At 39.9% G+C, this 15,999-nt stretch carries 13 protein-coding genes; 4 read left to right on the forward strand and 9 right to left on the reverse strand.

Annotation, left to right across the window (positions count from 1 at the left end; all coding sequences use genetic code 11):
- Positions 1-7 precede the first annotated feature (7 nt).
- A complete protein-coding gene (locus tag F938_RS09725; protein ID WP_004830260.1) occupies positions 8-883 on the forward strand; it encodes a metal-dependent hydrolase in 876 nt (291 codons plus the stop codon).
- A gap of 131 nt (positions 884-1,014) precedes the next feature.
- On the opposite strand, the gene F938_RS09730 is transcribed toward F938_RS09725, so the two are convergent.
- The 7 genes from F938_RS09730 to F938_RS09760 all read right to left on the reverse strand — a co-directional run bounded on the left by F938_RS09730 (position 1,015) and on the right by F938_RS09760 (position 8,605).
- A complete protein-coding gene (locus tag F938_RS09730; RefSeq protein ID WP_005031148.1) occupies positions 1,015-2,010 on the reverse strand; it encodes a DUF2804 domain-containing protein in 996 nt (331 codons plus the stop codon).
- 218 nt (positions 2,011-2,228) lie between these two features.
- Complete coding sequence (locus tag F938_RS09735) at positions 2,229-4,361, reverse strand: 3-hydroxyacyl-CoA dehydrogenase NAD-binding domain-containing protein (RefSeq protein ID WP_005031150.1); 2,133 nt, start codon at positions 4,359-4,361, stop codon at positions 2,229-2,231.
- Between the two features lie 11 nt (positions 4,362-4,372).
- The gene (locus tag F938_RS09740; protein WP_005031153.1) at positions 4,373-5,578 is read right to left on the reverse strand and encodes an acetyl-CoA C-acetyltransferase; all 1,206 of its coding nucleotides are present in this window, start codon (positions 5,576-5,578) and stop codon (positions 4,373-4,375) included.
- 208 nt (positions 5,579-5,786) lie between these two features.
- Entirely contained in the window at positions 5,787-6,269 is a 483-nt protein-coding gene (locus tag F938_RS09745) for a hypothetical protein (protein WP_005031154.1), read from the reverse strand.
- Between the two features lie 94 nt (positions 6,270-6,363).
- Positions 6,364-6,888 (reverse strand): GNAT family N-acetyltransferase, encoded by a 525-nt coding sequence (locus tag F938_RS09750; RefSeq protein ID WP_005031155.1) that lies wholly within the window; start codon positions 6,886-6,888, stop codon positions 6,364-6,366.
- 92 nt (positions 6,889-6,980) lie between these two features.
- Positions 6,981-7,454: a GNAT family N-acetyltransferase gene (locus F938_RS09755; protein WP_005031156.1), complete on the reverse strand. Its 474-nt coding sequence runs from the start codon at positions 7,452-7,454 to the stop codon at positions 6,981-6,983.
- 140 nt (positions 7,455-7,594) lie between these two features.
- Positions 7,595-8,605 (reverse strand): AraC family transcriptional regulator, encoded by a 1,011-nt coding sequence (locus F938_RS09760; protein ID WP_004724010.1) that lies wholly within the window; start codon positions 8,603-8,605, stop codon positions 7,595-7,597.
- A gap of 211 nt (positions 8,606-8,816) precedes the next feature.
- On the opposite strand from F938_RS09760, the gene F938_RS09765 reads away from it, so the two are divergent.
- The 3 genes from F938_RS09765 to F938_RS09775 all read left to right on the forward strand — a co-directional run bounded on the left by F938_RS09765 (position 8,817) and on the right by F938_RS09775 (position 14,138).
- Positions 8,817-9,935, forward strand: a complete 1,119-nt coding sequence (locus F938_RS09765; RefSeq protein WP_010590847.1) for a CaiB/BaiF CoA transferase family protein — start codon at positions 8,817-8,819, stop codon at positions 9,933-9,935.
- Between the two features lie 412 nt (positions 9,936-10,347).
- The gene (locus F938_RS09770) at positions 10,348-11,601 is read left to right on the forward strand and encodes a carbohydrate porin (RefSeq protein ID WP_005031158.1); all 1,254 of its coding nucleotides are present in this window, start codon (positions 10,348-10,350) and stop codon (positions 11,599-11,601) included.
- Positions 11,602-11,750: 149 nt separating this feature from the next.
- The gene (locus F938_RS09775; RefSeq protein WP_004830273.1) at positions 11,751-14,138 is read left to right on the forward strand and encodes a glucose/quinate/shikimate family membrane-bound PQQ-dependent dehydrogenase; all 2,388 of its coding nucleotides are present in this window, start codon (positions 11,751-11,753) and stop codon (positions 14,136-14,138) included.
- 72 nt (positions 14,139-14,210) lie between these two features.
- Here the strand turns inward: F938_RS09775 and F938_RS09780 are convergent, their stop codons facing one another.
- Together F938_RS09780 and F938_RS09785 are read right to left on the reverse strand one after the other, a co-directional pair.
- The gene (locus F938_RS09780) at positions 14,211-14,615 is read right to left on the reverse strand and encodes an NUDIX hydrolase (RefSeq protein ID WP_005031160.1); all 405 of its coding nucleotides are present in this window, start codon (positions 14,613-14,615) and stop codon (positions 14,211-14,213) included.
- A gap of 28 nt (positions 14,616-14,643) precedes the next feature.
- Positions 14,644-15,813, reverse strand: a complete 1,170-nt coding sequence (locus tag F938_RS09785) for a low temperature requirement protein A (RefSeq protein WP_005031162.1) — start codon at positions 15,811-15,813, stop codon at positions 14,644-14,646.
- Positions 15,814-15,999 lie beyond the last annotated feature (186 nt).

Genomic DNA, 15,999 nt, shown 5'->3' on the forward strand with positions numbered 1-15,999 from the left:
TAAAATAATGAATGCATATGTACAACACCAAGTTGATCCTGTAGTCCGAACTAATCTAGATTTTAGATTAAATGAAGTTCCACGTTTTTGGTTCGACAACGACCCTTTCCGAACACGTATGTTTGATGCACTTAGCCTGACTTTTCCTGTCGGTGAACGCTATTTCATCCAAAGTGTACGAGCACTTCGCGATAAAATCACCGATCCAGATTTACAACAACGCGTAACAGATTTCATTAAGCAAGAAGCACAACACGGTCTAGCCCATGACAAAATGAATCAGGAAATGCAACGCCAAGGTATGCCTGTAGATCAGTTTGTTCAGTTTATGGGTGAACATTTTGAGTACATCCTCAAACATCGCTCTAAGCAATACAACATTGCCATGACGGCTGCAGCAGAACACCTCACCGCACTTATGGCAGAAACTTTTTATAGTCATAAAGAAACTTTAGCTGATGTACATCCCTTTGTACGCGCACTCTTTGCTTGGCACTCAATTGAAGAAATGGAGCATCGTGATGTGGCTTTTGATGTGATGAAAGAAGTGGGCGAAGTGTCAGAGAATCTGCGTAAATTCGCGCTGGCTTTTGTAACACTACAAATGTTTGGTTTCACTTTTTATCGTGCCAATGTGATGTTAAAACATGACGGCTTTAGTCGCTTACAACGCGCCAAATTTGCGCTCAAAGGTATTCCTTGGTTCTTTGGTAAGTCTGGAAAATTATCTGCCATGCGTCAGCAATACCTAGATTGGTTTAAAGCCGATTTTCATCCGAGTCAGCACCCTGTGATCCGACAATATCAAGTCTGGGTAGATACTTTGGCTGAAACCAATGATCCAATTGAAGCGGGTGAAGCCTTTTGGCAAGCAGCCCAATAAGACATTGAAATAATTACCCCCCTAGCTGATCAATTTCTTTTTCGGCAACATAAGATTTTATCCAAACCCTTCTTATGTTGCTTTTTTTGTCCTAAATGCTCAATCCAATATTTTAATTCCGAAACGAAGTCTTACCACTTTGCATAATGCTGTTCAAGCAAACCATATTCTTGATTAAGCTGAATGGTTTCACCTGTTTCTGATTCGATGCTACCACTGATCCGTGATTGCCATTGGCTAAATTGACTCCCCACCAAACGTAGGTTTAAATTCTCAAATCTACGCCAACCCGTTTCTATGTGAAGATTGAGTTTCTGATCTAGGGAACGTACTGACCATACATTGGTATCCATTTTTTCAAACAATACATCCGCAACTGCATAGAGTATACCATTGACCCAAAGGCAGTTTTCATTACCAAAACTTTCATTTACACCTGATGCAAGGTTTAAACCAATACGTTGACCTTGCTGATCCCAAAAATTACAAGAAAGCCAAAACCAAGCCGTTTCAGGTCTTAAAAAGCCACAGGTATCATCTAAAGAAGCCAGTGATTGATCATTGAAATGAATCAATTCTTTATGCTTATCAACAAAAAAACCCTCCACAGCCAATGTTGTTTTCTTTTGAGTATAGGTCCAACCATTGATGCCATTAGGACTACATAGGCTTAAAGGTTCAGTACCAGCACAAAATATTCGTGCTTTTAACTGCTCCTCACCATGACGGGTTACACGAATATAACGCACCCCATTGGCATGTTGCATTTCGAATTCAAACGGCGACTTACTAAAATGGCTTTGGCTATATAGAGGTTGTTCATCAAGTGAAGTACCACGTCCTAAAATGGTATTGGCATTCCACTCTAAAACCTCTTGATTGGTATGATCATATATATAGATGAAACCGTGTCCAGCCCAACCAATATCTGCTATTGCAATCCCAATTGAATATTGTTCGTGCTGAATACCACAAAATTTAAACTTTTTATATTTTAAATGCTTGCGCCAGCCTGTTAATGTTTTTCCATAGGGTGTTTTATAGACATAATCATGAACATTAATTTTGCTGGGCACTTCTTTAAAGCGTCCATAACGTGGCTGACCGTTGCTTTGTATTAAATCCATGTGAATTCCCAATCCTTTTTTATAAGGGAAATATTAGACTTTAGTCGATATTTTGATTATTGCTATTTTTCCACATATAGCAATCTGATTGATCGCAAATCGTAAAAATGGTTTCACGCATTATATTGAAGAAAAGTGTCACAAATGTATAGTATTTAATCAAAATAAGATAATAAAAAAATAGGGCAATTGCCCTATTTTTCAATGAGATCAATTGATCAGATAATTTTCCCTACTGGAATCTGGTCTATCAATTTCTGTGGTGCTTTAAAACGCTCACCATACTTTGCTTCTAATGCGTTTGCGCGAGCCAATGCTTTTTCCAGACCATATTGGTTGAGGAATTGGATCGCACCTCCTGTCCACGGCGCAAAACCTATTCCAAAAATCGAACCAATATTGGCATCAATTACAGATTCCAAAACATTTTCTTCATAGCAACGTAAAGTGTCCAATGCCTGAACAAACAGGAAGCGATCTATCATTTCTTGCTCAGAAATAACTACATCTTTCTTCCAGTGGCTTAGACCCTCCCATAAATGCTTCTTCCCACCTTCTGGGTATTCATAAAAACCTGCACCTGCTGCTTTACCCTTACGCTCAAAGGTATGAATCATGGTTTCAATCACATCATCTGCACCTGAAAGTGGTAAATCTTTACCTTCTGCTTGCAGTGCTTTACGGGTTTCTTTCGTCACATGTTCAGAAAGCGTTAATGCAACTTCATCCTGAATGGCAAGTGGACCCACTGGCATACCTGCTTTCAATGCAGCCATTTCAATGCGTGCTGGATGGACACCTTCATGCAATAGACGTAAACCCTCTTGTACAAATGTGCCAAAGACACGACTGGTAAAGAAACCACGACTATCATTGACAACAATAGGCGTTTTACCAATTTGCTGCACATAGTCATAGGCTTTTGCTAAAGTTTCAGCAGAAGTATTCTTACCTTTGATGATTTCCACCAATTGCATTTTATCGACTGGGCTGAAGAAATGCAGACCGATAAAATGAGTATCATCTTTAGAAGCTTTGGCTAAACCCGTAATCGGTAATGTTGAAGTATTTGAAGCCATCACACCACCGTCAACCAAGAACTGTTCAGCTTCTTGAGTCACTTTGGCTTTCAAATCTTGATTTTCAAAAACAGCTTCGATAATCAAATCACAGCCTTTTAAATCTTCTGCAGAAGCAGTTGCTGTAATCAAACTTAAAACTTGATCACGTTTTTCAGCCGTCATACGCCCCTGTGAGACACGCTTATCCAAAAGTTTTTGGCTATATGCTTTGCCTTTTTCAGCATTTTCAACAGATACATCTTTCAGAACAACTTGTATTCCTTTGATCGCTGTTGAATAGGCAATACCTGCACCCATCATGCCTGCACCTAACACACCAACTTTGGTCGCCTGCCATTTTGCAATATCTTTAGGGCGACTTGCGCCAGCTTTGATTGCATTTAAACCATGCCAGAATGTACCGATCATATTTTTCGCCACTTGCCCTGTTGCAAGGTAAGTGAAATAACGATTTTCAATACGGAAAGCTGTATCTACATCAACTTGTGCCCCTTCTACTGCGGCAGCCATGATTGCTTCTGGTGCAGGGTAGCATCCTTTGGTTTTGTCTCTTAACATTGCAGGTGCAATAGCAAGAATTTGGGCAACAGCCGGTGTTTTTGGATCTCCCCCAGGAATCTTATAGCCTTTTACATCATAAGGCTGTTGTGATTTCGGATTCGCCTTAATCCAAGCAATGGCTTTGTCGAGCATGTCTTGCTCATTCTCAGCAAGCTCATTGACTAAACCGAGAGATTTTGCTTTATCCACCCCAAATTGCTTACCTTCCATCAGAAATGGAAAAGCGTTTTGCAATCCGAGTAGTCGTACCATCCGTACGACACCACCACCGCCAGGTAATAAGCCAAGCGTCACCTCAGGCAGACCTAATTTGATTTTAGGATCGTTTAGAGCAATACGATAATGACAACTTAACGCAATTTCCCAACCACCACCTAAAGCAGTTCCGTTAATCGCAGCAACGACAGGTACTCCCAAAGTATCAATTGCACGTAGATCATCTTTGAGTTTTGCAGTCATGTTAAAGAATTCAGTCGCATGCTCTGGTGTTGCTTCAATGAGTTCATCCAGATCACCGCCAGCAAAGAATGTCTTTTTTGCAGAACGATAAATCACACCTTTGAGGTCAGTTTCAGATTTAAGTTTTGAAACAACATTTTCTAAAGCCACACGGAAATCAGCATTCATGGTGTTGGCAGATTGGTTTGGAGAATCCATTGTTAGAATGACAATACCATCTGCATTTTTTTCATATTGAATTGCGCTCATTATTCTTCTCCTTAAACCAACTCAATAATGGTCGCAATACCCATGCCACCACCCACACACAAGGTTGCTAAACCACGCTTTTTCCCTTGACGTTCTAATTCATCCAACAATGTACCTAAAATCATTGCACCTGTTGCGCCCAAAGGATGCCCCATGGCGATTGCACCGCCATTGACATTGACTTTTTCAGCAGGAACATTAAGTTCAGACATAAAGCGCATCACAACCGATGCAAAAGCTTCATTCACTTCAAATAGATCAATATCATCAATGGTCAGACCCGCTTTTGCCAATGCCTTACGCGCAGCAGGTGCTGGACCAGTCAGCATAATGGTAGGATCTGTTCCAACTAAAGCAGTCGCCAACACTTTGGCACGAGGTTTTAAACCTTGTTCTTTTACTGCTTTTTCAGATGCCAATAACACCACAGACGCACCATCCACAATTCCTGATGAATTTCCTGCATGATGTACATGGTTAATTTTCTGTGCTTCTGGATATTGCTGTAAAGCAATCGCATCAAAGCCCATGCTACCCATCATTTCAAAACTTGGATTCAGCTTTGCCAAGCCTTCTGCTGTAGTGAGTGGCTTAATAAATTCATCTTTTTCAAGAATCGTCACCCCTGCTTTGTCTTTTACCGCCACAACAGATTGATCAAAATAACCTGCTGCTTGCGCCGCCGCTGCTTTACGTTGCGAATTCGCGGCAAACTCATCGACATCCGAACGGCTATAACCATCTAGTGTTGCAATTAAATCAGCGCCAATCCCTTGAGGAACAAAATGTGATTTTAAATTGGTCTCAGGATCAAGCGCCCAAGATCCACCATCTGAGCCCATTGGAATACGAGACATCGACTCTACGCCACCCGCAACCACAACATCTTCCCAACCAGAACGGACTTTTTGAGCAGCCATATTCACTGCTTCCAAACCTGATGCACAGAAGCGGTTGATTTGTACACCTGCAACATCATTGTCCCAACCTGCTGCAATCGCAGCAGTTTTTGCGATATCACCACCTTGATCTGCAATTGGCGTCACACAACCCAATACGATGTCATCAACTTTGGAAGTATCCAATTGGTGGCGATCTTTCAATTCATTGAGTAATGTTGTTAATAAAGTGATTGGCTTCACTTCATAGAGTGATCCATCTTTCTTTCCTTTTCCGCGTGGTGTGCGAATGGCATCAATGATGTAAGCCTCGCTCATAGCTGTTCCTTCTTATGACTTCTAGATTGTTATGTGCTTCGAGTGTACTTTATAAAGTCGAGAGATCAATGACGAGAACGGAATAGTCGCTTGATATTTTTTGTCAATTGAAAAAAGCTGCAAATTAAAGAGATTTAAATGCCCATATATCAGCACAAAACATTGCTCATTACCTACTAAAACTCATATCAGCATTAAAATCATGTTGCTAAACAAAATCGATATCGAGAATATCACTGAATTCTCTTTTCCCTGTCTGGGCTAAATCAGTTTCATTCCTTGGATAGCTGATGGGTTGATCTTCACTTAAATCTGAATGTAATGTCCCTATTTTTAAATAGTCTATTTCCGCAAATTGAGGAAATTCATGTTCAACAGCTTCTAATCGTTGAATACATGCAATCGCTTCAGCTTGTGTGAGCGTAATTACTTTTAAAGCCCTTACAATTTGCCCAAAACCCTCAATATATTCACTAATTTCAAAAACAATTTCCCCATTTCGGAAATTACCATCCACAGCAATGATACGGAGATCATCAGCTAAAGATGACTCACGACAAGCTTGATCATGCCAAGGATCATGATCTTTGCGGTATGTCATATACTGTATTCTAGCCTTTTCGGCATCTTCTAAAGTGGTAAAAATACCTAAAATAATGTCAATAAAACGATAAGCTGAGATTGTTCTCATCAACATCCACATACTGTTCTACACCAAATCTTGAGTCCTAAATATTTAATCAAGAATCATCAGTAAACAAATTAACATTCATACTGTATTCATTTTAAATGGATAAAACATCCAATGTCATCGCACAACGGCTTTCTCGAAGAAAACCGCATTCAACCTCATGTTGAATTTTTTTTTGGAGATAATCTGGTAAATGATCATCATCCAGCTTTTGAAAACCTAACTTCTCATAAAATGGGCGATTCCAAATCACATCATTAAATGTCGTTAATGTCAGATTTGAAAAATCATGCTTCCGAGCAAAATCGATAATGTATTCTAGTAATTGCCGTCCAATTCCTTGCTTTTGCAATGTCCCATCCACATCCAATTCAATAATATATAAATCTTGGTTTTGTTTTTCGGCATATAAAAATCCAGTGGCTTGATTATCAAGATTTACCGAAACAAAGCCATACGCTTTTGAAATCAACTGCATGTGGTCATCTACAGATAAAATTGAGCTGTCTGCTAACCAAGCAAGTGCAGGAATATTCAAAAAAGCTTGGGTTGCCGATTTTTCAATTTCAATTAAGCGTGGAATATCTAAAGTTTCAATTGTTCTAATTAAACATGTCATTTATTGATCTAGCCATACATTTAGCGTTAAGTATGATCAAACTCCCCACTTAAAAAGTTTGAAATTGACATACATCTCCGCTTTACAGAATATCATGCAATGAGCGATGTAACAGACAAGTCTAAATGATAGAACTGATTAAATTCGGTGGCTTGATAGCTTGAGAAAGCATCACCTTTGATAAATCCAAACTTTTTATACAAATGAATTGCTGGATCAAAAGAGGGATGTGTTCCTGTTTCAAGACTCAATTTTTGATATTTTCTAAACTGCGCAATATGCAAAAGATGTTTTAAAACTGTAGTCGCTGCGCCTTTACCTAAATGTTGAGGATGAGTCCGCATGGATTTGATTTCGGCATGAATTGGCGAGAGTTCTTGAATAGCGCCACATGCCAAAAGCTCATCTTGATCCCAAAGGGTATAAAAACTGATCTGTGGCTGTTGTAATGCGGAAAGGTCTAAAGCAAAACTATGTTCAATTGGTGAGTTCTCATGCATGCCTGCTAAATGAATGCGAAGCAAGTTTTGTACTTGTATCTCATCAAACTGCCCGAGCTTAATCATCTTTTTAATGCCCTATCGTTTAAACCCATTCCATCATATATCAGAAAAAACATCGACAAAATGCTTAGGCATAAAAAAGCCCAAGTCAAACTTGGGCGGAGGATAATCAAAAAATAGTTTTTGATTTCATCATGTTGTCATCAGTGATAACCATGTAATTGGCGATAGAGCCCCGGCGTAACCCCAGTCCATTTTTTAAATGCACGGTGGAAGGTACTGGTTTCACTAAAACCAACTTGTTGAGCCACATCTTCAAGGGTTAAATCTGGATTTAATAACAAATGAATAGCAGCATCACGGCGTAATGCATCTTTAACACCTTGATAGCTTTTACCTTCAGCTGCTAAACGACGGCGCAAAGTTTGTGGGGATAAATACAACATGGATGCTACATCATTCAAGGTCGGCATTTCCTCGCCGATCTGACTCTTCAACACTTCACGGATACGTGATGTCAACGAATTGGTGTTTTTAAATTTCACCAAAAGTTGTGCAGGTGCAGCTTTTAAAAACTCTTCTAAACTCGCCTCATCCTGACGAATCGGCAGGTCTAAATAGTCGGCAGCAAAGGTAATTTCCGTACGAGGCATGTCGAACTGCATGACAGGTGCAAAGAATAATGCATCATATTCATCTGCATGATTTGGGCGTGGGTAGCCAAAATGTACACGCTCCAGAGGAATACGACGCTCAATTAACCAAGATGCCAAACCATGCCAAATCATCAGCATACTTTCAGTAATGAAGTGGTCAGGGTCCATGGTTTTTGGAATCAAAGGCACCAAACGCGCTTCATGTTTATCTCGTTCAACTGCTACAGACCATTCATCACCAAATAATTTATAGAATTGTGAGGATAGTTCTAAAGCATCACCCAGTGTTTTAGCATGGATGATCAATTGGCACATTATGGCAAAAGAGCCTAGACGACGTGGTTGAATATCAAATCCAACATGTTCATCTTGGGTAACCATCCACAACATTTTCACGAAGCGAGTATATTGCTCTGGTGAAATACGTGCTTTAGGCTGACGCAGTAATTCTGCTTCTATGCCAACATGTGAAAGTAAAGTATCAACGTCCATTCCTAAACGTTTTACACCGGTTAAGGCTGCATTCACAAAATGGATACTGATCGTATCACGACTCATGGTAAATCCTTCACTCTCTTTGATGTTCACTAACAATTGACCTAAATGACGCTAAAAAATGTTTTATTGGCGATTTACAACAGTGCAGATCACCTTTTTACATCATAAATTGCCGAAATGATCAAGGTAAATGGCTGAACATGACATTGTTTTGTTAATTTTATATTTCTATTATGGATGTAAAATCAACACTATATTGGTAAAAACAATTATGACAAGCGCTTTAAAGGGATTGAAAGTACTCGATTTTTCGACTTTATTACCCGGTCCATTCGCAACTTTATATCTTGCCGACTTAGGTGCAGAAGTGATCCATATCGAGTCACCTACTCGTCCAGATCTGGTTCGTTTGTTTCCTCCCTATGCAAATGGACAAGCAACATCACATAGTTATCTGAATCGAAACAAACAATCTGTCACCTTAGATTTAAAAGATCCTGCCAGTATAGCGCAGGTCAAGGAAAAAATTTCTGAATACGATATTGTGGTTGAGCAATTCCGTCCCGGAGTAATGCAACGTTTGGGTTTAGACTATCAAACCTTGTCTGAAATTAATCCTCGTCTGATTTACTGCTCGATTACAGGTTATGGGCAATACGGCACATATAAAGATAAGGCAGGACATGATATTAACTATATTGCATTGTCTGGAATCGCGGGGCATTGTGGTCGTCAAGACAGTGGACCACCACCGATGGGAATTCAGATCGCCGATGTTGCAGGTGGTTCATTACATGCAGTGATTGGGATTCTTGCGGCTGTGGTCGAACGTCAAAATAGTGGACTTGGACAGTACATTGATATTTCTATGACAGACTGTGTGGTTGGGCTCAACAATATGGCTGCCGCAGCCAGTTTGGCAGGTGGGCAACATCAACAGCGTGAGTTAGAACAACTGAATGGCGGTACATTCTATGATTATTATGCAACTGCCGATGATCGTTACTTATCGATCGGTAGTTTAGAACCACAATTTATGACAGGTTTAGCAACAGCACTCGAACTGCCAATTCTATTAGAAAAAGGTACTTCTTTTGACCCTGAAGACCGCCAAATGGTCAAACAGGCAATTCGAGAAAAAATTAAAACTCAAACACTTGCAACATGGAATGATTTATTTAGCCAACTGGATGTTTGTGTCGAGCCAGTTTTAAGTTTGGATGAAGCCCTAGACTCCAAAATTTCCAAAGAACGCGGTTGGGTGATCAATGTTCCATTAAAAGCCAATGCAGATCAAACCGAACCCCAGTTAGCATGTCCAATAAAATTTTCAAGATCACAAATGCGTTATCAATATATTGGTCAGCAACTCGGCGAAGGAAATTGGTAGCAACACACTCACTACAACATCTTTTAAGTTAAATAAAATTACAAATTGGTCATTTTATTTACAATTTGTATGAATTGTAAGCAGAGCATCCTGTGTAATCTTGATACTAATCAATTACACAGGTGTTCTGATGATGCTTCATTATTCCTGCTTCTTAGTGCCTCTAAAATCCTCCTCCCCTACATTTCATACTCATTTTAAGCACTATACAAATAAATTTAGTCGAACAAAAACAACAGAATAAATTAACCACAAAGATACCCTTATTTTAATTATGTATTTACAAAGAATTATCACCATACGATAAACCTTTTGCATAAATTACAATTAAAAGTCAAAATTAATAGATTTTTATACGAATATGAGAGTATCATAAACAATTAGTTACAAAGTGTTATCAAGGTCACCAAATATGAATAAATCTAAAGGTTACTTTTATGGGGCAATCAGCCTATTGTCTTTATGTTGTTCTTTTCAAAGTACACAGGCAGCTGATGCATTTGATCCACAAAGTCCGTGGATGCTTGGCGACTGGAATGGCAAGCGAACCGAGTTGCAACAAAAAGGTTATGACTTCAGTTTCGGTTATACTGGCGAATTAGCCACATTACTGGATTCAAAAAATCATTCAAGCCACGGTACCGAGTATGCAGATCAGTTTGCATTGGGTACCCATATCGACTTAGAGAAAGTATTGGGTTGGAAAGATACAGAAGCCCAAATCACCATCACTGAACGTAATGGTCGCTCGCTCTCACAAACCTCAGACGCGCTTGCTGGACAACTCAGCTCGACCCAAGAAGTTTGGGGACGAGGTCAAACTTGGCGCCTTACTGATTTCTGGATCAAGAAAAAATTCTTTGATCAAAAATTAGATATTAAAGTGGGTCGTTTTGGCGAAGGCGAAGATTTTAACAGTTTTGACTGTGATTTTCAAAACCTTGCACTCTGCGGCTCTCAAGTGGGGAACTGGGTTGGTGATCAATGGTACAACTGGCCTGTCAGTCAATGGGCAATTCGAGCGAAATACAATCTCAACCCTGAACTTTATGCGCAACTTGGCGCTTATGAATATAATCCTGAGAACTTAAAGCGTGGCAAAGGTTTCAACCTCAGCACAGATGGTTCTCATGGCACAATTATTCCAGCAGAAGTGGTTTGGCAACCTAAACTCAGCACAGCCAATTTACCCGGCGAATATCGTTTGGGCTATTACTACAGCACAGTCGATGCGCAAACCATCAAAAACCCAAATAAAACCGATCATAAACAAGGCGGATGGGTCGTTGCAAAACAACAATTCACTACACACCAAGGTGATGTAAACCGTGGTTTGACGGGTTTTGTGAATTTAACCTTGCATGACTCAACCACCAATACGGTAGACAATATGCAAAATATTGGACTGGTCTATAAAGGTCCATTTGATGCACGCCCTCAAGATGATATCGCCATCGGCTTTTCACGGATTAGCATCAATTCTGATGTCAATGACATTCAAACTCGTCAACAAGACGAAGAATATAACACCGAAGTTTATTATGGTGTACATGCCACCAACTGGCTCACAATTCGTCCAAATGTACAGTATATCCGCCATGTCGGTGCATATAAAAATGGCGAAAATGCGTGGGTTGGCGGCATTAAATTGCAAACTGCATTTTAGTTTGTAGACGATAAATATTTTGATGCCTACTCATATGTTCTCCCAAGGCATTAAAATATTTAAAGTCTAGTTTTTTAAGTTCTCTGCTTCATCAAACCTTATGGGAATGATCAAGCATTCAAAATTAATTAAATAGATAGGTGGTCAATATGCAAACTCCATCTTCAGGATTTAGAACATTTACCATTGCGATTGCAATCGTATTTGGTTTAGTCCTCTTTATTGGTGGCGTATGGCTTGCAGCACTTGGTGGGTCTTGGTACTACATCATCGCAGGCATACTTTTCATTGCAACAGCAATTTTATTACGTAAGTTAAGCAGTTCTGCTTTATATGTCTATGCCGCATTGGTACTCGGTACTGTGGTATGGGGGCTTTGGGAAGTCGGCTCTGACTTTTTCGCACTTGCGCCTCGTTTAGACATCTTAGGCGTGTTTGGTTTATGGTTGCTTATTCCAGCAGTTACCCGTGGTTTCGATGCCAAAAGCGCTAAAATTGCACTTTCTGGTACTTTGGCAATCACGATTGCTGTTATGGCATATTCGATCTTTAATGATCCACAAGAAATTCGTGGGACATTATCCGCAAAACAACCAACCCCTGCTCCAATTGATGGAATCGCTGATGCGGATTGGCCTGCATATGGGCGCACTCAATCAGGTTTACGTTATTCTCCATTGAACCAAATAAACTCGGACAACGTGAAAGACCTGCAAGTTGCATGGACTTATCATACAGGCGAGTCAAAAACCGAGAATGACTCTGGTGAAACAACCAATCAGGTTACTCCGATTAAAATCGGCAATAACATGTATTTGTGTACGACCCACCAAAAATTGGTTTCTCTTGATCCCTCTACAGGTAAAGAAAAGTGGGTATTTGATCCAAAACTTAAATCAGATAATACTTTCCAACACTTAACCTGTCGTGGTGTTTCTTACTACGATGCAAATAACACTGTAGGTTTTGCAACAAGCCTGCAAGCAAAAAAATCATCTTCAACAGAATGCCCACGTAAAGTCATTTTACCTGTAAACGATGGTCGTATCGTTGCCGTAAATGCTGATACAGGTAAAGCATGTTCTGACTTTGGTCATAACGGTGAAGTTGATTTGCAAAAAGATATGCCATTCCCTTATCCGGGCGGCTATATTCCAACGTCTCCACCAGTAGTTACGGGTACAACTATTATCATTGGTGGTTCAACAACCGATAACTATTCTACGCAAGAACCCTCTGGTGTAATTCGTGGTTATGACGTGAATACAGGTGCTTTGCTTTGGGTATTTGACACAGGTGCTGAAGATCCAAACCAGATTCCAGGTCCTGGTCAAAAATATGTCAACAATTCACCAAATGCATGGGCACCACTCGCCTATGATGCAAAACTCGATATTGTTTATGTACCCACTGGTGTAGGTACACCTGATATCTGGGGCGGTAACCGGACCAAACTGCATGAGCGTTATGCCAACTCAATGTTAGCATTGAATGCAACGACAGGTAAATTGGTCTGGAACTTCCAAACCACTCACCATGATTTATGGGATATGGATGTACCTTCTCAACCAACCTTGGCTGATATTAAAGATAAAACAGGACAAACTGTTCCTGCCATCTATGTATTGACCAAAACAGGAAATGCCTTTGTTTTAGACCGTCGTAATGGTCAAGCTATCGTTCCGATTAATGAACGTCCAGTACCACAAACTGTAAAACGTGGTCCACAAACCAAAGGCGAATTCTATTCCCCAACTCAACCATTCTCAGACTTCAACTTAGCGCCTAAAGATAAATTGACAGATAAACAAATGTGGGGCGCAACCATGTTTGACCAATTAATCTGTCGTGTCTCATTCCATCGTTTAAATTATGATGGCATTTATACTCCACCTTCAGAAAATGGCACGCTCGTTTTCCCGGGTAATTTAGGTGTATTTGAATGGGGTGGTTTATCACTGAACCCTGACCGTCAAATTGCTGTGATGAACCCAATTGGACTGCCATTTGTCAGTAAATTGATTCCAGCTGACCCTAACCGTAAGCAAACAGCAAAAGGTGCAGGTACCGAAGCAGGTGTTCAACCGATGTATGGTGTTCCTTATGGTGTTGAAATCAGTGCTTTCCTTTCACCATTCGGCTTACCATGTAAACAACCTGCATGGGGCTATGTTGCTGGTGTCGATTTAAAAACACATGATGTCGCATGGAAACGTCGTATCGGTACCATCCGTGACAGTATGCCAGGGATTCCATTACCGCCGTTCAAAATGGGTGTACCAATGTTAGGTGGCTCTATTTCAACAGCTGGTAATGTTATGTTCATTGGCGCAACGCAAGACGATTATATTCGTGCCATTAATGTCACCAATGGTGATGAATTATGGAAAGGTCGTTTGCCTGCAGGTGGACAAGCAACCCCAATGACCTATGAAAGCAACGGCAAACAATATGTTGTGATCATGGCAGGTGGACATGGTTCATTTGGGACCAAGATGGGTGACTCTATTGTCGCTTATGCCCTACCAGATAAATAAGGTAATGAACTGAGAATAAAAAACAGGTCTTGATGACCTGTTTTTTATTGTTTCCGAAAAAGAGACATCACCTTAAAATGACCGGCTGATGACCTGACCATCAAAGTTAAAACAATCTTCGACCCGAATTTTTTGTACAGGGGAAAGCTGATCAAAATCAAACCATTGGTATTCAGAATGCTCTTCACTTAAATGAATCTGTTGATCACTTGGCAAAGTACATTTAAAAATAAAGGCATGGGAATTAACGGTAGGGTGATAATAAATACCGGATAGATATTCAATCTTCACATCACAACCCAATTCCTCTTGGCATTCACGGCGTAACGTTTCATGTACTGTTTCACCTTGATCCAATCCTCCACCAGGTAAACCCCATGCACAACCTGCATAAGTTGCCTTTAATAAGAGGACTTGCTGTTGTTCGTTGAAAATAACAGCATGTGAACTCATTCGGTAAAAATCATGAAACCCCATTTACGCCACCCTGATCATAAGACTCTGCTTATCTTGCTAAATAACATTTTGAAAAAATAAGACGTAATGCATAAATGATGGCGATCACAAATACAGCATAGCCCGTTTGATGCAATATCATAGGAATACACAGCACAATGACAGCGGTTATTGGATAAAACCATTTCTTTATACCAGACAAATGATGAATATCCTGTAATAACCATAGGCTAGCGCTATATACAATCAAAGAAATTGCAATAAAATATGTTACGATCTCAGCAGAAATTTCAGCTTTATGGGTCACAACATCAACGGCAGCAGCCAAGCCGGCACCCAATGCAGCAATACTCACGAAAATAAAAAAATGACCATAACCCCATGAGAATGCACGTTTACGACTATTCAATCTTTCAGCAACATCGTGATCAAAATACGCCCACCACATGGTAAACATGATCAATAAGCCACCAATGGTTAAAAAGATCAACTCTTGGCTTAACAGCTGATTATTTAAAGCATCAGAAATTGCTGCAAAACATCCTATGATCGACTCACCTAACACAATGATGGTGAGCAATGCATATCGCTCTGAAATATGATGCGGATGCCAAGGTGTCATATTATGTGCTTCGGCAAAGATAGGGACGCTGAGTTCTGCAATCACCAAAAGCACAAATAGATATAGGGTAAAATGAATCGGCGAAAAATGAAAAAGTAACCAACCAATCTGCACAAGGATAATACCAAAAGCATATCTCAAAGCCGTTTGCTTACGCTCTGGATCATTTTTCGCAACCCGAAACCATTGTGTTACCAATCCAAGGCGCATAATGACGTAGCCGATAATAATCACATCAAAATCTTGCTGCTGAAAAGCACTCGGAATGCCAGCCGCCATAACCAAAGAACCGATGATTTGTACAAAAGTCATGATGCGATAAAACACATCATCATTGTCATAAGCCGAGGCAAACCAGCTAAAATTCATCCATGCCCACCACAGTGCAAAAAACACCATGAAATAAAGCAATAAACCATGTGATAAATGGTTTTCAATAATACTATGATGTAATTGCTGCCCTGCTGTTGCGATTGCCACCACAAAAATCAAATCAAACAACAATTCTAAAGATGTTGCCACTCGATGTGGCTCATGAGGATTACGTGGAGTTAAGGGTTTTAACCAACCATATTTTGCAAACAATGAATTTGGCATTATTTTTCACATTTTGAGATTATTTTCATGATTTTTTCAAAACTCGATCTGTGATTCAAGTAGCAAACCAACAAGCACTGAAAAATCTTTTTTGCCACTTCAAATGATTGCTATTGAATTTAAATAAACGCCCAAGAAAGAGCGTTTATTTTATAAAGATTAGGGTCTGTGGGCATTTCATAAATG

Origin of the sequence: Acinetobacter bereziniae LMG 1003 = CIP 70.12, assembly GCF_000368925.1 — a bacterium.
GTDB classification, from domain to species: domain Bacteria; phylum Pseudomonadota; class Gammaproteobacteria; order Pseudomonadales; family Moraxellaceae; genus Acinetobacter; species Acinetobacter bereziniae.